The following is a 17,577-nucleotide window of genomic DNA, read 5'->3' on the forward strand; positions in this document are numbered from 1 at the left end:
TATAGGGTCGGATTTTATGAAAGCAACATATTGCTTTGCATATTCATCCAAAGACGCTGCCCGGCCGACCGGGATGGCGGTCGATGGACATTAAAATCCCGACGCAAATCATGATGGTCATCATCGATGAGCCACCATGGCTGAGGAAGGGCAGGGGAATGCCGACAACCGGCGCCAGTCCCATGACCATCATCAGATTGATCGCCACGTAAAAGAAGATTGTTACCGTCAATCCCGCTGCGGTGAGCTGGGAGAAACGGGTTTTTGCTTTCATCGCCACGCCGAGCCCCCAGCGGAACAGCAGGAAAAATCCGGAAAGCACCAACAGCCCGCCGAACAGCCCCCATTCCTCGGCCATGGTAGCAAAGACGAAATCGGTGTGACCCTCGGGCAGATAGTCGAGATGGCTCTGGGTTCCGTTGAGAAAGCCTTTGCCGAACAGGCCGCCAGAGCCGATTGCGATCTTTGACTGGCTGATATGATAGCCGGAACCCAGCGGGTCATTTTCCGGGTTCAGAAAGGTGGTCACACGCCGTTGCTGATATTCTTCCAGCGCGAAGAAATAGGCTAATGGGGCAAGTATCGCAATTGCCGCACCGCCCCCGATAAACAGCCGTAGCGGCAATCCGGCCAGAAAGGCTACGGCGAGGGCACCGGTGACGACTGTAATCGTGGTGCCAAGGTCGGGTTGGAGCAATATGAGCGCGCAGGGAAGGGCCAGCAGGGCAAAAAGCGGCCAGATGGCTCCCCAGCTGCGGATACGGCTAGGGGGCAGCAGGTCGTAAAAACGGGCGACCGCCAAAATAATGGCAACCTTCATTAGCTCCGAGGGCTGGAGCCGGATGAATCCGAGGTTGAGCCATCTCTGGCTGCCGCCGCCGACCGCGCCGATCAGCTCCACACCGAGCAGCATGATGACAACGACAATATAGGCCGGGAACGCCATGGTCTTCCAGAAAGATTCCTTGAACCGGGACATCACTACCGCCATCGCCAGGAAGATTACAAAGCGGACCATGTGCAGTCCTGCCCATGGGGTGAGGCTCCCGCCAGCCGCAGAATAAAGAACGATGAAGCCGAAGCTGGCCATCATGAACAGCAGCAGAATTGTTTTCCACGGAAGCTGTGCAATCGGTGCCGGAATGAAATCACTCAATTTCTATTCTCCGGGGCCGGCATCTGCAGCTTCAGTCTGGACCGGAGCGGGATTTTCGGCCATCGCCTTTTCCAGCTCCTGCTTGGCGCGATAGGCGGTCAATTTCTTGTCCATGCGCTCCTTTATCGTTCCGCCCCAGGATGCCTCCAGACCCGTGAGAATATCCATCGCCTTTTGCCGGTCATAGAGGAAGGTCAGGACGTCCCGGGCAACGGGATAGGCCGCGCCAGATCCGCCGCCATGTTCGATGACGACCGCCGCCGCGTACCGGGGATTGTCATAGGGGGCAAAGCAGATGAACAGCCCGTGGTCGCGATATTTCCAGGCGACATCCTGGCCGCCACGTCCGAAATCCAGATTGACGACCTGAGCCGTGCCGGTCTTGCCAGCGAGCTTGACGTTTTCAAGTGGCAGCCGCGCCCGCCCGGCCGTGCCCGGTCCGTTGACCACGTCGCTCATCGCCTTCTGCACATAGATGAGATGCTCCGGATCAAGATTTAAAGTTTCGATTGGAGTCTTTTTCTTGTCCATTATCAGGCGTGGGATCACTTTTTTCCCGGTCGCAATCCGCGCCGCCATGACCGCGAGCTGGGTAGGGTTGACCAGCATATAACCCTGACCAATTGTGGTGTTGACCGTATCATAGGCCTGCCATTCCCGATCATATTTTTTGCGGAGCCAGGCCGGATCGGGGACTGTGCCATAAAATTGGCTTGCGACGGGTAAGGGATATTTTTGCCCGAGCCCCAGCCGGTTGGCCATTAAGGCGATCGGGTTTATTCCGATTTTCTGGGCAAAATAATAGAAATAGACATCGCAGCTCTGGTAGATTCCCTTGGCCATATCGACTCGCCCGTGGCCACCCCGTTTCCAGCAGCGAAAGCGGCGATTGCCGACTTGCAAGCCGCCATTGCAATTGACCGCTTCATCGGGATCCAGTCCGGCTTCGAGAAAGGAAAGGGCAACCATCGGCTTTACCGTCGAGCCTGGCGGGAAAAGGCTTTTCAGGGACTTGTCGAGCAATGGAACGTGATCGTCTTCGCGCAGCATGCCATATTCCGTGACACCGATGCCATCGGAGAAGCTGTTGGGATCAAAGGAGGGCATGGACGTCATGGTCAGAATGTCACCGGTCAGGCAATCAAGGACGACCACCGAACCGGATTCCGGACCCAGCCGGCGAGCGGCATATTCCTGCAGATCAATGTCGAGAGTCAGTTGTAATGGCTTGCCTGGAACATCGGGGCGTGTGTCGAGTTCCCGGACAATCTTGCCGCGCGCCGTAACTTCTACCCGCTTTGCTCCAGGTTCGCCCTGCAAGCGGTCCTCAAACATCTTCTCGACACCGTCTTTGCCGATTTTATATCCCGGGGTGATCAATATCGGATCAGGGTTTTCTTTATAATCTTCTGCTGAAGCTATGCCGACATAACCGACGAGATGCCCGATGGCGGGTCCGGTGGGATAGTTGCGGGAGAAGCCCTGACGCGGAGAAACACCGGGAAGGTCGGGTAGCCTGACGCTGACTGCGGCATAATCTTCCCAATCAAGACCGGTGGCGACCTGGACCGGTTGAAAACTGGTGGCCTGCTCCAGTTCCTTGTTGATCCGCGTCAACTCTTCAGGATCAAGCGCCAGCAATTCTGCCAGCGTCGCAACGGTTTTTTCCTTGTCCTGCAGCCGGTCAGGAATGATATCGATGCGAAAATCGGTCTTGTTGTCGGCAATCGGCTTACCATTACGATCAATCAGCCAGCCACGCCGGGGCGGAACGAGGGTGAGGTTGACACGATTACTTTCCGATAAAAGCTTGTAGCGCTCGTTTTCCGCCACTGAAATATAGGTCATCCGGCCCGCGAGCAGCAAGCCAACGCCGATTTGCAAGCCGCCGATCACCGTCGCCCTGCGCGTGAAGGTGAGCTCCTGCATGGCACTGCTGATTGTCTTGGCTGGTTTCATGAAGCCACCCGCCAGTGGTCTATGGCACCGACGAGGCGGGCAATGAACGGATAGAGCAGGATCGACAGAAGAATCTGGGGCACCAGCAAGTCCAGCCGAAGTATATTGGAATGGAAGTCGACGATCAGCATACCGCTTACTAGCACAGAAATAATAGCAACGGAGGCGATAAGCCAGTCCTGCCAATAGTCCCGCCTTACCGACTTTCGGTCGAACGTATCGAGCAGTATGAAAATTAACGACCACAGGAATGCAGCGCTACCCAAGGGTTGCCCGCTGAATATATCATCGACCAAACCCAGAGGAAAACCTGCCCAGGCCGACCAGAAACCAGGTCGAATCAATCGCCATGCCAGCATCACCAGCAAACCCATGGGCGGTAAAATGGGATAGTCGGTGATGATCGGCAGGGCGGTTATCATGGAACCGATGACAACCGTTAGCGGCGGCAGGACCATGATCCGCAGTTGAGAGGGTTGCCGGCCAATTCTGGAATGATAGGAGTTGGGCACTATTCGCCGGTTTCCTCGTCCAGATCAGCCGCGGAATTCTCTTCGATCTGGCGCACCGTCTCAGCCTGGAAAATCGGCTGAACAATGGCGTGGCTCACTTTTGCCGGGCTGGCCAATACCCGCGCTATGGCGCCGGTTTCGGTTTTCCGGATGACGATCGCGACCGGAATTCCCGGGCTGTACAGGCCCCCACTGCCAGACGTTATCATCAGATCCCCGCCCTTGAACGGGTTGGTGCCGATGTTAATCGGCTGCACGTCGACCGTGCCATCACCGCGACCGGTGGCGAAGGCGGCAAGGCTGTCGCTGGCCCGCTGTACGGGGGTAACATTTTTGCTATCCGATACGAGCAGTACCCGTGCGGTGGTCGGTCCGGTTTCCAATATGCGCCCGACAAGTCCCTCCGGCGAGCGAACAGGCTGCCCGGGCTCCAGACCACTGCTGCTGCCGACACCGAGCGTCGCGATACGGCGCGAACTCGACGCGGTAGAGCTGATCAGCCGGGCCATGGCGATTGAATCGGGCTCTTCCTCATTCAGTTTCAACAGCCGCTTGAGCCGTTCATTTTCCTGTTTGAGGGCGCGGGCTTCCAGGATTTCTATACGATTCTGCTCAAGCTCTCGCTTCATCGCGGCATTTTTGGACGCAGCATTGAAATAGGCAGAAATTTCATTCCCGGCATTGCCTGTGGCACCACCGACGTTTGAAAGTGTCTTGCTGACCGGTGCCATCATTTCTGCGCCAACCGTGCGAAGAGCCGAAAACCCCTGAGGATCGATGAAGGAGACGAGCAATAGAAGCAGACCCAAGATCGCTCCCAATATGCCCAGTAAATAGCTGGCGAAAATACTATATTGCGCCCGCTTGGAAAATCCTGGACGCCGATTGTTTGGCGGCGCCATAACGGTTTATCCTTTCGCTTCCAGTCGTTGTTCCATTAAATCCTCGCTATCAGGCGGTGGTCAAAACGCCTCTGAACATCGGGTCTTCCATTGCACGACCCGTTCCGATGGCGACGCAGGCCAGCGGATCTTCAGCTACCGTTACCGGCAATCCTGTTTCGTCGCTAAGAGCAGAGTCGAGACCGGCAATCAGCGCGCCGCCGCCGGTCAGGACGATGCCCTGATCGACAATATCCGCTGCCAGTTCCGGCGCGGTATTTTCCAGCGCGATGCGAACGCCCTCGATAATTGTCCCGATCGGCTCGCTCAGCGCTTCTGCAATCTGGCCCTGGTTGATCGAAATTTCTTTCGGTACTCCGTTTACAAGGTCGCGGCCTTTGATGTGGATAGTATGTCCCACGCCATCGGCCGGCGCCTGTGCAACGCCGAAATCTTTTTTGATTCGCTCGGCAGTCGTTTCGCCGATCAGCAGATTGTGGTGCCGGCGAACATAAGAGACGATCGCTTCATCCATCTTGTCACCGCCGGTACGTACGGAAGTGGTGTACGCAAGGCCGCGCAGCGAAAGCACCGCGACCTCCGTGGTGCCGCCGCCGACGTCGACAACCATCGATCCGATAGGCTCGGTGACTGGCATGTCGGCACCAATGGCGGCTGCCATCGGCTCTTCGATCAAAAATACCTGACGCGCACCAGCATTTGATGCGGCATCGCGAATGGCGCGCCGTTCAACCGAGGTCGAGCCGCTGGGAACGCAAATCACGATTTCCGGATAGCTGAACAGCTTGCTCTTGCCATTCACCTTCTGGATGAAATGTTTGATCATCTGCTCGGCTACGTCGATGTCGGCGATCACGCCGTCACGCAGCGGACGAATGGCCTCGATGCTGTCCGGCGTTTTGCCCATCATCATCTTGGCGTCATTGCCGACGGCTTTGACTTTCTTGACACCGTTGATTGTCTCGATTGCTACAACCGATGGTTCGTTGAGAACAATCCCCTGACCGCGTACATACACCACTGTATTCGCCGTGCCGAGGTCGATCGCCAAATCTTGCGAGCGGAACTTGAACAGATTTTCAAACATAATTTTGTCCGTAATTTCTTATATTTGCAGGCCTTGCTGCATCGATTGAACCAAGCGATAGTTAAGCTGAACAGGTCATGAAATTAACCATGGGCACCGCCCAGAAAATCAGGGGTCGCTTGGCATGGTCGCTTGGGCTAGGAACGGCGATATGTCAATAAGAAGACTCCCAAATAGCCTGATAAATCGGATAGCTGCCGGCGAGGTTGTCGAGCGACCTGCTAGTGCCCTCAAAGAGCTGGTCGAAAATGCGATCGACGCCGAGGCAAGCCAGATCAACATTCGCCTGGAAGAGGGTGGTCTCGATCTTGTCCAGGTATCCGACAATGGTTGCGGGATGAGCCGCGATGATATTGCGTTGGCCCTTGAGCGTCACGCGACGTCAAAATTGCCCGACGAGGCGATTGAACTGGTGACGACCATGGGGTTTCGCGGAGAGGCTTTGCCGTCGATAGCCAGCGTGGCGCGGATGACCATCGAAAGCCGGATGGCCGGCGAAGATGGCTGGTACCGGATAATCGACCATGGCGAACTGATCGAAGAGGGACCAGCTGCAATTCCGCCCGGAACGAAGGTGCGGGTGGAGCGGCTGTTTGGCCATGTCCCGGCCAGACGAAAATTTTTGCGCACCGCGCGCAGCGAATATGCGGCCTGTACCGATATCGTTCGAAGACTGGCCATGGCGCGTCCCGATATCGGGTTCACGCTCGAACATCAGGGGCGCAAGGCAATCGCGGTCCAGGGCGGAGAAACGGGGCCGGAGCGCGTCGCCGCGCTAACCAGCCGTGATCTGCGCGGGAATAGTGTTGGTGTCGATCTGCAGCGCGAAGAGATTCGCCTGACCGGCGTCGCTGGCCTGCCGACTTATAATCGCGGGGTTGCCGATCACCAGTTTCTGTTTGTCAACGGTCGCCCGGTCAAGGACCGGCTGCTGGTCGGTGCGGTACGGGGCGCTTATGCCGAAATGCTGGCGCGGGACCGTCATCCGGTGGTGGCCTTGTTCATTGATATGCCGCCAGAGCTGGTTGATGTAAATGTCCACCCCGCCAAGACCGAAGTGCGATTCCGGGAACCGGCCATGATCCGGGGGATGATTGTCAGTGGCCTGCGCAAGGCACTGGATGAAAGCGGATTCCGGGCGGTTCAGAGGCCAGCCGAATCGGCGCTGGCAAAATGGCAGAGCGAGCCGGCCGCACCCGACCCCCAGGCCAGCATTTTTACCTCGCAAGGACGAACGAGCGTGGCACAACAACCCTATCCGTCGGCGGTAATGCAAGAAGGGCGTGGCGCTTTTTCATCCTTCCAGTCGAGCGATTCGAGGGAAGAACTTGCGCCTCTGATGGGCAGGGCAGAAGAGGCGTCTGCGCCGGTACCGGACGCCGCGCGCCACCCACTCGGCATAGCCCGCGGACAGGTCGCAAAAACCTATATCGTTGCCGAGGCGGAGGACGGACTGGTGATCGTGGATCAGCACGCTGCTCATGAACGGCTTGTTCTCGAGCGGATGCGCAAGGCAGTCGAGGGCGGTACGGTGCCCTCGCAGGCGCTGCTCATGGCCGAAGTTGTCGAACTGGACGAAAATGCCTGTGACCGGCTTGAAGCGCGCGTCGCGGAACTATTGGAATTCGGGCTGGAACTGGAACGCTTCGGCGCCACGGCCATGCTGGTGCGCGCAACACCCGCGATGCTGGGTTCGGGCGATGTGAAGCAATTGGTCACCGATCTGGCCGATGAACTGGGTGCCTATGATGAAGCGCTCAGTCTCAAGGAACGCGTCGACCATGTTGCCTCCACCATGGCCTGCCACGGCTCGGTGCGGGCAGGGCGGGTGCTCAACGTCGCGGAAATGAATGCGCTGCTCCGGGAAATGGAAGTGACTCCGCATAGCGGTCAGTGCAATCACGGTCGCCCGACCTGGGTGAAACTGGCGCTGGACGATGTCGAAAAGCTGTTCGGGCGAAAATAGGGAATCTCGGTATATTTCGGAAGGGGATTTGACAGGATAGCCCCGAACAATAAATGCGCGGACGCCCTTTGGACATATTCTCGGTCTAAAGAAATCTGCGCCGTCAAAGATATGTCTGCGCCGTCAAAGATATGTCTGCGCCGTCAAAGATATGTCTGCGCCGTCACAGATATGAAAGAAACTAGTCCCCGCGAACCTTGATCAACCCGGTGCTCTCCATTGTCATCACCGGCTCGTTATTCTGGTTGAAAACGGTGAGGCGGCCAATGGTAATCCCCATTTCCGGGCGGCTTTCGGAACGCCTTTTGCTGAGTGTCTCGCTTTCGCAGCGCAGGATGTCGCCGGGAAAAACCGGTTTGATCCAGCGCAAATTGTCAATGCCGGGGGAGCCCAGTCCCGCCTTTTCGTGCTTCTTGAAGTTCTCCACCATCATCCGCATTGCCATGGAACCGGTGTGCCAGCCACTGGCAGATAATTTGCCAAAATGGGTTTTGGCGGCCGCCTCGTCGTCGAGGTGAAAAGGCTGCGGATCATATTTTGTCGCGAATTCTATGACTTCTTCGCGGGTGACTTCATAATGGCCGAATTTCTCGACCACACCGATTTCTATATCTTCATAATAAAGCATGATTGACGCCTATCTTGAGGGACGCAGTGAGGGTTCAAACGGGGTCAGATCACCGTCGCTGGGCTGCGGGACAATACCGGCCAGTCTCGCGACTAGAGAGTAAATGTCGACATTGTCAAAGGCCGGCAATTGACTGCCTTTGACAACAGCCGGGCCGCTTGCCAGGAAAAAGGCCATCATGTCGGGATCGCGGTGATCATAGCCATGGCCACCGCCAATGCCGGTCATCCATTCCGGGACATCCTGATAGACCACCCAGCCGATGTCCGGCAGGCAGAGGATAGACGGCACACGCGGATTTTTGCCATAAGCGAAATGCTCCGGAATATTGTCGCGGTCCCAGCATTGCATATGTTCATGCGGGCGGACAAAGGCCGCGCGTAATGCATCGATATTGCCATCTATCGGCTCGAATCCGGCATAATTGCCATCTTCGACCAGATGATATTGGTCGCGCGCCATGATCCGGTCGAGTTGTATGATCCGTTCGGGCGATGTTTCGGTCATGCCATGGTCCGACGCGATTACGAAATTGACCGGCTGTCCCAGGCTATCCAGTTGCTGTTTCAAACGACCAATTTCACTGTCCACCTCGGTGATCGCAGCGTGCAGTTTTTCGCTCGGCGCAGGACCATGATAGTGACCGGCCATGTCGACCGTATCGAAATAGAGCGTCACCAGCTTGGGCCGGATATTGGCAGGCCGCCGCATCCAGTCGACCACGGCATTGATCCGGCGGTCATTGGACAGATTCTGGTTGAATGGCCACCAGTCCGCCGGACGCAGGCTATTGAAATCCACTTCTGATCCGGGCCAGAACATGGTGGCGGTGCGGATTCCCTGTTTTTCGGCAGTGATCCAGATTGGTTCGGCCTGATTCCACCAGAAGGGATCCTTGGTCGCCATTTTGAAAACTTCACCCGGCCGCGCGGCATCCTCCATCGTGTTGCCGACAATTCCGTGATGATCGGGCGTTTTGCCGGTCACCAGCGTCCAGTGGTTGGGGAAGGTCTTGCTCGGGAAGGACGGGCGCATTGGACCATATATGCCTGCTGACGCCAACGCACTGAGATGGGGCGTGATCCCGCGTTCCAGATAATCAGGGCGGAAGCCATCGATCGAGATTAAAATCGTGACCGGTGCACGCAATTCGCTTTTTTCGCTGGCGACATCGTCCTGTTCGGGCGTCGTCGCGGTAGCAAAGGCAGGAGCACCAGCCAACAGAAAGCTGGCCAGAATCAGCGAGAAAATTGATCGAATCATGCGTTCTGCTCCTTGCGTATTCTGGCCTAGCCAGCCTTTATGACAATTCAGACATTGAACTTGAAATTGAAGATATCGCCATCTTTGGCAACATAATCCTTGCCTTCCTGGCGCAGTTTTCCGGCTTCCCGGGCGGCGCTTTCGCCGCCCAGGGCAACATAGTCATCAAAGGCGATGGTCTCGGCGCGAATGAATCCGCGTTCGAAGTCGCTGTGGATTTCTCCGGCAGCCTCGGGTGCTTTTGCGCCCTTGTGGACGGTCCAAGCCCGCGCTTCCTTGGGGCCGACGGTGAAGAAGGTCTGCAGGTTGAGCAGCTGATAGCCAGCGCGAATGACCCGGGCGAGGCCGGATTCTTCCAGTCCCAGCTCGGCGAGATATTCGTCGCGCTCCTCCGGTTCCATGCCGACCAGTTCGGATTCAATCGCAGCGGAGACGATTACCGCTTCCGCCCCTTCCGCCTTGGCCTTTTCAAACACGGTTGCGCTCATCGCATTGCCATTGGCAGCATCGCCTTCGTTGACATTGCAGACGTAAAGCACAGGCTTGGCGGTCAGCAGTTGGGACTGGTCAAAAATCCGCTGTTCTTCGTCCCCTTCGGGCACGGTAAGGCGGGCCGGCTTGCCTTCCCGCAGCAATTCGAGAGCCTGTCCCAAAACGCTGGCGGCAATCTTGGCTTCCTTGTCGCCGCTTGTCGCTTTTTTCTGGAAGGCGGGCACCCGCTTTTCGAGGCTTTCGAGATCAGAGAGCAAAAGCTCGGTTTCGACGACTTCGGCATCCGAAATCGGATCGACCTTGTTCGAAACATGCTGGATGTCATCATCCTCGAAGCAGCGTAGCACGTGCACGATGGCGTCAACCTCGCGGATATTGCCGAGAAACTGGTTGCCCAGTCCTTCGCCCTGCGAGGCGCCCTTGACCAGGCCGGCAATGTCGACAAAGGCCAGCTGGGTTTCAATGATCTTGGCGCTGTTCGCAATTTTCGCGATCTGCTGCAGCCGCGGATCGGGAACGGCGACCTGGCCGACATTCGGCTCGATCGTGCAAAACGGATAGTTCGCCGCCTGCGCCGCCTGCGTTTCGGTCAGTGCATTGAACAGCGTTGATTTTCCGACGTTGGGAAGGCCAACGATACCGCATTTGAAACCCATTATTTTTTCCTGTTATCAAGATTTTCGACCAGCGGCAAAATCCGGGAGTCCCGGATTGCTGCTGTTCGGTGACCAATACCGGCGAGATAGGCTGTGTTGGAATTCCAGGCCATGAAAGATTCAACACTGGCCTGTCTAATCAGCATTGCTGCGTCCCAACCTTCTCCGGCAGGCCCGATCAACCAGTGTCCGCCGTCCCCGTAAAACAACAATTCTCCACCGCTGTCTTCAAGAAACGGCAATGTATGCGCTATATAGAGATCAAATGCCTCTTTGCCCGTATATTCAGCATCGGGTTTCAACTCCGGTGTCTGTGAATAATCGGCAATCGGTTTAAACCGAAGCAAATTCAGCATGGTGATCGGCCCCGCAATGCCCCGCATTATAAAATCGCGACCATTTTCCTGGCTTACATCAAGATAGACAGCATCATCGGTCATCATCAATCCTGCATCCGCATGGCATATTCGCTTATGAACCGGGCATCGTCACCCTTTGCCAGCCACTCGGCCTCGTCGGCGACCACGCCCAGCATATGGGCCAGATCATCGATTTCCGCCTTGGCATAATTGCCGAGCACATGACCGGTGACCCGCGCCTTGTGGCCGGGATGGCCAATACCGATGCGCACACGGCGGAAGTCCGGGCCGATATGGGCGATCATTGAGCGGATGCCATTATGACCCGCTGCGCCGCCGCCGCGTTTGACCTTGATCTTGAACGGTTCAAGATCAAGCTCGTCATAGAAGACGGTGACGTCCTCGGGTTCCAGTTTGTAAAAATCCATGGCGGCGCGCACGCTGCGGCCACTCTCGTTCATGAAGGTTGCAGGCTTGAGCAGGATCAGTTTCTCGCCGCCCAGCCGGGCCTCCATGGTCCAGCCCTGAAATTTCTGCTTGGGCGCGGGAAAACCATGCACTTCTTCCAGAGCATCGATAACCATGAAACCGACATTGTGCCGGTGCATCGCATATTGCGCGCCCGGATTGCCAAGGCCGACCCATAGTTGCATTTCAAACGCTCTTTCCGCTCGCCTGGAGCTTCCTGCCGGACAAAAAAACCGCCCATGCCCTGATTGGTCGGCATGGACGGTTTTTCGTTACATTGTTTAGTGAGCGAAGGTCTAGTCGTCTGAACCGCCTTCTTCGCCTTCGGCTGATTCGCCTTCGGCACCTTCTTCACCTTCTTCGCCTTCACCTTCTTCGGCTTCGTCGTCAGAAGACTTCAGGGCCGATGGTGCGGCCACGCCGGCGATGGTGAAGTCACGATCGGTGATCGCGCTTTCCGCGCCGTCGGGCAGGGTAACGTGGGAAATATGGATCGAATCACCAATTTCCAGACCGGTTACATCGATTTCAATCTGGTCAGGGATATGGTCCGCATCACACATCAGGTCGAGTTCGTGACGCACAACATTCATCACGCCGCCACGTTTCAGGCCCGGGGATTCTTCTTCGTTGATAAAGACAACAGGAATATTGACCTGAACCTTCGCGCCTTTGGCAAGACGGAAGAAATCAACATGCAGTGGACGGTCGGAGACCGGATCAAAAGCAACATCCTTTGGCAGGGTCCGGGTTTTCTTGCCGTTGACTTCGACCTGAACCAGCGAGTTCATGAAATGGCCGGTGCCGAGAAGCTTGTTCAACTCGCGCGCTTCGACATGGATTGCCACGGCTTCTTTCTTGTCGCCATAGATAACGGCAGGGACACGGCCTTCGCGACGCAGTGCACGGGAGGCTCCCTTGCCAGCCCGTTCGCGTGGCTCGGCTGAAATAGTCAGCTGATCACTCATAATGTTGCTCCAAAATTAGGTTTTGTTAGATTTCCGCCACGCCTCCAGGGTGCTCATGGCCGGAAAGAGGGCGCTATAAGGTCGGATTGTTGCAAAAGCAAGAGATTTGCTCGGGCGAAAGAGGCTAGCGAAAAAAGCCGATCTGCGAACTGGTCGCAAGCAATATACCGTTCTGGGACCAGATCTCGACCCGCCCGTCTGTCGCGCTGTTCCTGACCGTTGCTCCCGTTACTCGCAACAACATGAAATCGCTGCCTGCGGCTGCCAGATCCTCATCGCTGGCATAAATATAAGTTGCCATGGCCACGGTGGATCCGGGACGGAATTGTTCGGTGACAAAAAAGGTCCGCGGCATGGGTGTGTCCAGAATCGAGAAAAGACTGACCCGGTCGACCGGCCGTCCGTCCGCTTCCTTGATCCAGACGATCCCTTCGGGGGACTCGTTGACTGCAAAAGGTATGCCCTTGGCGATGCGCTGATCATATTGGCTGACCCATTTTGGTGCCATGGGATTGACCGATGGCAGGGAAATGGAATCATCCGGTAATTTTGTCGCAGGCATTGCCACCTGATAATCGATGTCGGTCGGGCGGCGGGTGCTGGTGACGATATCGGCTGCGTTGGTCATCGCGCCATTTTGCGAAAGCTCGACCCGCCAGAACTGGGTCGAGGATCCCGCGCGCAGTAATTTGACGGAAATCCTGACCTCGCCGGGACCGATACCGGTCATATAAATAATTTGCTGTGACACCAGCGGGCCGCGACACTCGGGATGCATTTCGACCGCGCGGGCAGCAATGGCCGCAATCCATCCGCCAAAGGCCATGCCGGTCGGGTTCCGATAGACGTCGCTCGCCTCGATCGTAAACTGCCCGTCTTCCTGCGCGACGAGCGCGGTTTCCTGATCAAATATAAATGTCATGCGAAGCCCTGATTATTGAATTTTTTCGATTTTATAGCCGCGTTTTGCAAGCGTTGCCTGAACCGCGTCCGGTCCGGCAAGATGAGCTGCCCCGACGGCGACCAGAGAAGTGCCGGGTCTTTGCAAACGCCTGTCCAGTTGATCGACCCAGTCGAGATTTCGCGCGACCAGCAAATATTGGCGGGTTTGAGGGTCGGTCAATATGCCGCTATCGGTAAGCGTAACAATCTGTTCGATATTGCCGGTCATCCACGCGTTGAACAGATGTTCAAATGCCTCCCGGGCGTCATCCGATTCCTCGACAACGCTGGTCAGCATCTGACGCTGTTTCGCTTCGGGAAGCTTGTCGAAATAACCGAGTTGCAATTCGATGGTTTCGAGTGCCTCGACCGGCTTGCCCGCGCTTTCAAACTGGGCGGTGAGTTTTTTCTCTACGCCGCCGCTGGACTTGAGCCCGAGATTTCTGGTCTGCGCCGATGCCAGGGACAGGGCTGCGGCCCAGGTTTCCATACGGTTGAGTGACCCCTCGGAAATATTGGATGCGTCGACGATGCGGTCGAGCTCGTCCCGCAAAGATGGTTTGATACGCGCATCAAGCTTTTCCTGTCCGGGAGACACCGCCAGACGGGAAAATATTTTTGCCGCATTCCGGGTGTCTTCCAGTCCGAGCACCTCGATCACCAAACGGTCGGAATCCGCAATCGCGGCTTCCAGTACCGGGGTGCGCCATTGCACGTCATCGGGCAAAATATGGATTGTCCCGAACATATAGGCCACGCCCACTTGCCCAGGCTGTGTGCCACTGACTTTCCACAGGGCAGGCGTTCCGGTCTTGACCATATTCAGGGGGGGCGCTGCCGGCGCGTTGCTGCATCCGGAGAGTAGCACGGACGCTATCAGTGTCAGTATAGAGGTGATGATACGCATGATGCCTATTTGGTGTAAGGGCCGGGAAAAGAAAGTCCGGCTTTGTTAAAAATCAATATTTGACGCGTTCCGCAACATGTCCTTTTTTGGCGAGCAATGCCTGCAAACTGCTTTCTCCGGCGAGATGGCCCGCACCGACAGCAAGAAACACCGTACCCGGCTTTTCCATCCGTTGATCGACCCATTCCGCCCAATTGGCGTTGCGGTTGACCAGCAGCGTTTCGTATAAAATCCGGTCTTCCAAGCCAGCATTCATCAATTCACCGAGCGCGTCAACATTGGCATTGGCCCATTCGGCAACCATTATCTCCATGCCGTCCACGGCTTCATCAATTGTGTCGACGGTAAAATTGAGAAAGCGAATCTGGACCTCTTCGGGCAAATTGTCGAAGAAACCGAGTTGCTGCTCGGGCGTTTCGAGACCGGTAATCGGGATCGCCCGGGCAGCCGCCTGGGCAAGCAATTCATCCTCTACACCCTGATCGGCCTGATATCCGGTTCGCGTCAGTGGCAGGATCGACAGGTTGACGCTCGCAAACCATGGATCGAGCGGATCAAAGGCTGCGACGGGAAGGTTCAGCTTGATCAGAGCGGCTTCATAGTCCGCCCGGTCTTCCGGGGTTAATTTGTCGCGCAGCGAAACGCCGGTCTTGTCGATCCCCAGTTCGGTGACGATTTTCACCATGACCGCAGGGTCTGGCTTGATCATTTCGACGACCAGCTCGTCCGAAGCATCAAAACTTTCTTTCACCGCTTCGTCAAACCAGCTCATTCCGGGTTTCAGAATATGGATGGTGCCGAACAGATAAATCGTCGTGTCCCGGTCCCTTATCACCCAAAGAGCGGGATCAGGATCAGCCGGCATGACGGCCGGCTTGTGGGCAGTCTCGGTAACAGCTTTGTCGCTTGCGCTCGCCGCCTCCTGCTGCACCGCCGGGCAAGCGGTCAGGGTTAGATATAACGGGAGCAATAAGGCTTTGGGAAGCCAGTGACGCAGCATGAACAGTTACTCCCACAGAAGATCCGACCGGCTTCATTCAACAAATGACGGCAAATTCCCAGCAAAATATGAGCGACGGTCAGCAGGTACTGGCTACCGTCAGGCGAATCTGTTAATCGAATGGTTAAATCAAGGAGTTTCCCGATGAGTATGATCCACGCCCGGACCTGCCATATCTGCGAAGCCAATTGTGGCCTGTTGATCGAGGTCGAGGGCCGCGAGATTCGCTCGATCAAGGGCAACCCCGATCATGTGCTGAGCCGTGGCCATATCTGTCCCAAGGGTACTGCCATCGCCGATCTGCAGGATGATCCCGACCGCTTGCACAAACCGGTGAAAAAGGTCGATGGGGAGTGGCAGGAGATAGGCTGGGAACAGGCTTTTTCGGAAATTGCGGCAAAAGTGACGGCGCTCAAGGGGGAGGGTGCAAAGCCGGCCATGTATATGGGCAATCCCAGCGCGCATGATTATGGCATTACCACGCAGATTGCCCAGTTGCGCCGCGCCATCGGTCTGAAAAACCTCTATTCCGCCTCGACGCTTGACCAGATTCCCCATCATCTCGTGCAATATCATATGTACGGCCATGTCAGCCTCGCGGCAGTGCCTGATATCGACCGCTGCCAGTATCTGGTGATTATCGGCGGCAATCCGGCGGCTTCCAACGGCAGCATCTGGACCGTGCCCGACTTCAAGAAGCGGGTGAAGGAGATGCACGCGCGTGACGGCAAGCTGGTTGTCGTCGATCCGCGCCGGACCGAGACGGCCAAATTGGCGGACGCGCATCATTTTGTGAAGCCGGGGACGGATACGGCGCTGCTGATCGGAATATTGAAAAGCATTTTTGATGCCGGCCTGTCCGACACTTCCCGTCTCGAAGCGTTGCTGGATGACAGCTGGAGCACCATCGAACCCGCTCTCGCCGGATTTGATATGGCGCAGCTCGCCGCTCATTGCGGCATAGCAGTTGCCACCATGCAGGATATCGCAGCCGCGCTCGCCGCTGACCAGCCTGCTGCGATTTATGGCCGATTGGGGGTCTCGGTCTGCGAATATGGCACGCTCAACCAGTGGCTGGTGCAGGTGATCAATATCGCCGCAGGCAATCTTGACCGGGAAGGTGGCACGATGGTGCCCGAGCCGGCACTGGACACGATCAATCTCGTGAGCAGAGGTTCGGTGCGTACTGCCGATACGGTGCGCGGTCCGATGCCTTCGGTGATGAGCGAATTGCCCATGGTCACCTTTGCCGACGAAATACTGCGTGAAGACAGCGAGCGCATCCGCTCGCTGTTCGTGGTCAGTGGCAATCCGGTGCTGTCCGCACCCGATGGCGCGAAGCTCGACCGGGCGCTGGAACAGCTCGACCTGATGGTCTCCTTCGACATGTATATCACCGCGACCAGCCGCCACGCCGACTATATTCTGCCGCCTTGCGGGCCGTTGGAGAAAGACCATTATCCGTTTTTCTTCGGGCCGCTCGCGATCCGCAACTATGCCAGCTATTCGCCGGCGATCTTTGAGGTTCAGGAGGGTGAGAAGACCGACTGGGAAATTGTCGCGGAGCTGGCGCGCGCAATATTGGCGCAGGACGGGCAGGATGTCCCCAATATCCGCGAACCGCGCGATGTGCTCGACGAAATGCTGCGCAACTCGCCCGCCGGACTGACGCTGGCGGAGGTAGAGGCCGCGCCCAACGGGATCGATCTGGGGCCGATGCGGCCGTGCATGGCCGGTCGCCTGCGCACCGAGGACAAGAAGATACACTGCGCCCACCCCGATTTTCTCGCCGAACTGGAGCGTTTCGCCGCTTCGCTCGGCAAGGAACAGCCCGACACGCTCCGGCTCATCGGTCGCCGTCACGTGCGCCAGAACAACAGCTGGCTGCATAACAGCAAGCGGCTGCTCAAAGGGCCGGATCGCTGCACCCTGATGATCCACCCCGACGATGCAGCCGCGCGCGGCCTGTTCGATGGCGGCATGGCGCGGGTGACCAGCCGGGTGAACAGCGTCGAGATACTGGTCGAGGTGACCGATGAGGTCATGCCCGGTGTGGTATCCATTCCCCATGGCTTCGGACATGGCCGACCCGGTGTGCATCTGTCGGTAGCGCGTGAGAAACCTGGGGTTTCGCTCAATGACCTGACCGATCCGGATAGCTTTGATCCGCTGTCGGGCAATGCCATCCTCAATGCCACGCCGGTGACAGTAGAGAAAACGGAGGCGCTGGTCGCTGCGGAATGAAATTATAAAGGCCCTCGCTTGATAGGGAGGCGGCTTTTTTCCATGCTGGCCTAACCGACCCGATTCCT

The 17,577-nt window shown here is 56.9% G+C and carries 16 protein-coding genes; 2 read left to right on the forward strand and 14 right to left on the reverse strand.

Annotated elements, in window-relative coordinates; all coding sequences use genetic code 11:
* Window positions 1-43: 43 nt before the first annotated feature.
* Genes rodA through ACN0WX_RS07680 form a run of 5 tightly spaced genes read right to left on the reverse strand, consistent with a single transcriptional unit; the run spans window position 44 to window position 5,616 of the window.
* Window positions 44-1,156, reverse strand: a complete 1,113-nt coding sequence (gene rodA, locus ACN0WX_RS07660) for a rod shape-determining protein RodA (RefSeq protein WP_417621696.1) — start codon at window positions 1,154-1,156, stop codon at window positions 44-46.
* Between the two features lie 3 nt (window positions 1,157-1,159).
* Complete coding sequence (gene mrdA / locus ACN0WX_RS07665; RefSeq protein WP_417621697.1) at window positions 1,160-3,115, reverse strand: penicillin-binding protein 2; 1,956 nt, start codon at window positions 3,113-3,115, stop codon at window positions 1,160-1,162.
* Window positions 3,112-3,627, reverse strand: a complete 516-nt coding sequence (locus tag ACN0WX_RS07670; protein ID WP_417621698.1) for a rod shape-determining protein MreD — start codon at window positions 3,625-3,627, stop codon at window positions 3,112-3,114. Before ACN0WX_RS07670 ends, mrdA begins: the two co-directional genes overlap by 4 nt.
* Entirely contained in the window at window positions 3,627-4,529 is a 903-nt protein-coding gene (gene mreC, locus ACN0WX_RS07675) for a rod shape-determining protein MreC (RefSeq protein WP_417621699.1), read from the reverse strand. Before mreC ends, ACN0WX_RS07670 begins: the two co-directional genes overlap by 1 nt.
* 49 nt (window positions 4,530-4,578) lie before the next feature.
* Window positions 4,579-5,616 carry a rod shape-determining protein gene (locus ACN0WX_RS07680; RefSeq protein ID WP_417621700.1) on the reverse strand — a complete coding sequence of 346 codons (1,038 nt, stop codon included), beginning with the start codon at window positions 5,614-5,616 and terminating at the stop codon, window positions 4,579-4,581.
* 151 nt (window positions 5,617-5,767) lie between these two features.
* On the opposite strand from ACN0WX_RS07680, the gene mutL reads away from it, so the two are divergent.
* The gene (mutL, locus tag ACN0WX_RS07685; RefSeq protein ID WP_417621701.1) at window positions 5,768-7,582 is read left to right on the forward strand and encodes a DNA mismatch repair endonuclease MutL; all 1,815 of its coding nucleotides are present in this window, start codon (window positions 5,768-5,770) and stop codon (window positions 7,580-7,582) included.
* A gap of 181 nt (window positions 7,583-7,763) precedes the next feature.
* Here the strand turns inward: mutL and ACN0WX_RS07690 are convergent, their stop codons facing one another.
* The 9 genes from ACN0WX_RS07690 to ACN0WX_RS07730 all read right to left on the reverse strand — a co-directional run bounded on the left by ACN0WX_RS07690 (window position 7,764) and on the right by ACN0WX_RS07730 (window position 15,265).
* Window positions 7,764-8,210 (reverse strand): MaoC family dehydratase, encoded by a 447-nt coding sequence (locus tag ACN0WX_RS07690; RefSeq protein ID WP_417621702.1) that lies wholly within the window; start codon window positions 8,208-8,210, stop codon window positions 7,764-7,766.
* Window positions 8,211-8,219: 9 nt separating this feature from the next.
* Window positions 8,220-9,473 carry an ectonucleotide pyrophosphatase/phosphodiesterase gene (locus tag ACN0WX_RS07695; protein ID WP_417621703.1) on the reverse strand — a complete coding sequence of 418 codons (1,254 nt, stop codon included), beginning with the start codon at window positions 9,471-9,473 and terminating at the stop codon, window positions 8,220-8,222.
* 47 nt (window positions 9,474-9,520) lie between these two features.
* Window positions 9,521-10,621, reverse strand: coding sequence for a redox-regulated ATPase YchF (gene ychF / locus ACN0WX_RS07700; protein ID WP_417621704.1), 1,101 nt, complete (start codon window positions 10,619-10,621; stop codon window positions 9,521-9,523).
* On the reverse strand, window positions 10,621-11,061 hold the full coding sequence (locus ACN0WX_RS07705; protein WP_417621705.1) for a DUF1330 domain-containing protein: 441 nt from the start codon (window positions 11,059-11,061) through the stop codon (window positions 10,621-10,623). Before ACN0WX_RS07705 ends, ychF begins: the two co-directional genes overlap by 1 nt.
* A 2-nt stretch (window positions 11,062-11,063) precedes the next feature.
* Entirely contained in the window at window positions 11,064-11,633 is a 570-nt protein-coding gene (gene pth, locus ACN0WX_RS07710) for an aminoacyl-tRNA hydrolase (RefSeq protein ID WP_417621706.1), read from the reverse strand.
* 111 nt (window positions 11,634-11,744) lie between these two features.
* Window positions 11,745-12,416 carry a 50S ribosomal protein L25/general stress protein Ctc gene (locus ACN0WX_RS07715; protein WP_417621707.1) on the reverse strand — a complete coding sequence of 224 codons (672 nt, stop codon included), beginning with the start codon at window positions 12,414-12,416 and terminating at the stop codon, window positions 11,745-11,747.
* A 124-nt stretch (window positions 12,417-12,540) separates the two neighbouring features.
* Window positions 12,541-13,338, reverse strand: coding sequence for an acyl-CoA thioesterase (locus tag ACN0WX_RS07720; protein WP_417621708.1), 798 nt, complete (start codon window positions 13,336-13,338; stop codon window positions 12,541-12,543).
* 12 nt (window positions 13,339-13,350) lie between these two features.
* Window positions 13,351-14,265, reverse strand: coding sequence for a TraB/GumN family protein (locus ACN0WX_RS07725; RefSeq protein ID WP_417621709.1), 915 nt, complete (start codon window positions 14,263-14,265; stop codon window positions 13,351-13,353).
* Window positions 14,266-14,317: 52 nt separating this feature from the next.
* The gene (locus ACN0WX_RS07730; protein WP_417621710.1) at window positions 14,318-15,265 is read right to left on the reverse strand and encodes a TraB/GumN family protein; all 948 of its coding nucleotides are present in this window, start codon (window positions 15,263-15,265) and stop codon (window positions 14,318-14,320) included.
* Window positions 15,266-15,409: 144 nt separating this feature from the next.
* Here ACN0WX_RS07730 and ACN0WX_RS07735 point away from each other — a divergent pair, with 144 nt between their 5' ends.
* Complete coding sequence (locus tag ACN0WX_RS07735) at window positions 15,410-17,509, forward strand: molybdopterin oxidoreductase family protein (protein ID WP_417621711.1); 2,100 nt, start codon at window positions 15,410-15,412, stop codon at window positions 17,507-17,509.
* The last annotated feature ends 68 nt before the right edge of the window (window positions 17,510-17,577 follow it).

The sequence above is a fragment of the Parasphingorhabdus sp. genome, assembly GCF_048269915.1.
Taxonomy (GTDB): domain Bacteria; phylum Pseudomonadota; class Alphaproteobacteria; order Sphingomonadales; family Sphingomonadaceae; genus Parasphingorhabdus.

Bases quoted from the DNA above. Each gene is read 5' to 3' on its own strand.
- mrdA (WP_417621697.1), bottom strand. From the start codon at position 3,115: ATGAAACCAGCCAAGACAATCAGCAGTGCCATGCAGGAGCTCACCTTC.
- mreC (WP_417621699.1), bottom strand. From the start codon at position 4,529: ATGGCGCCGCCAAACAATCGGCGTCCAGGATTTTCCAAGCGGGCGCAA.
- ACN0WX_RS07680 (WP_417621700.1), bottom strand. From the start codon at position 5,616: ATGTTTGAAAATCTGTTCAAGTTCCGCTCGCAAGATTTGGCGATCGAC.
- mutL (WP_417621701.1), top strand. From the start codon at position 5,768: ATGTCAATAAGAAGACTCCCAAATAGCCTGATAAATCGGATAGCTGCC.
- ACN0WX_RS07690 (WP_417621702.1), bottom strand. From the start codon at position 8,210: ATGCTTTATTATGAAGATATAGAAATCGGTGTGGTCGAGAAATTCGGC.
- ACN0WX_RS07695 (WP_417621703.1), bottom strand. From the start codon at position 9,473: ATGATTCGATCAATTTTCTCGCTGATTCTGGCCAGCTTTCTGTTGGCT.
- ychF (WP_417621704.1), bottom strand. From the start codon at position 10,621: ATGGGTTTCAAATGCGGTATCGTTGGCCTTCCCAACGTCGGAAAATCA.
- ACN0WX_RS07705 (WP_417621705.1), bottom strand. From the start codon at position 11,061: ATGACCGATGATGCTGTCTATCTTGATGTAAGCCAGGAAAATGGTCGC.
- pth (WP_417621706.1), bottom strand. From the start codon at position 11,633: ATGCAACTATGGGTCGGCCTTGGCAATCCGGGCGCGCAATATGCGATG.
- ACN0WX_RS07715 (WP_417621707.1), bottom strand. From the start codon at position 12,416: ATGAGTGATCAGCTGACTATTTCAGCCGAGCCACGCGAACGGGCTGGC.
- ACN0WX_RS07720 (WP_417621708.1), bottom strand. From the start codon at position 13,338: ATGACATTTATATTTGATCAGGAAACCGCGCTCGTCGCGCAGGAAGAC.
- ACN0WX_RS07725 (WP_417621709.1), bottom strand. From the start codon at position 14,265: ATGCGTATCATCACCTCTATACTGACACTGATAGCGTCCGTGCTACTC.
- ACN0WX_RS07730 (WP_417621710.1), bottom strand. From the start codon at position 15,265: ATGCTGCGTCACTGGCTTCCCAAAGCCTTATTGCTCCCGTTATATCTA.
- ACN0WX_RS07735 (WP_417621711.1), top strand. From the start codon at position 15,410: ATGAGTATGATCCACGCCCGGACCTGCCATATCTGCGAAGCCAATTGT.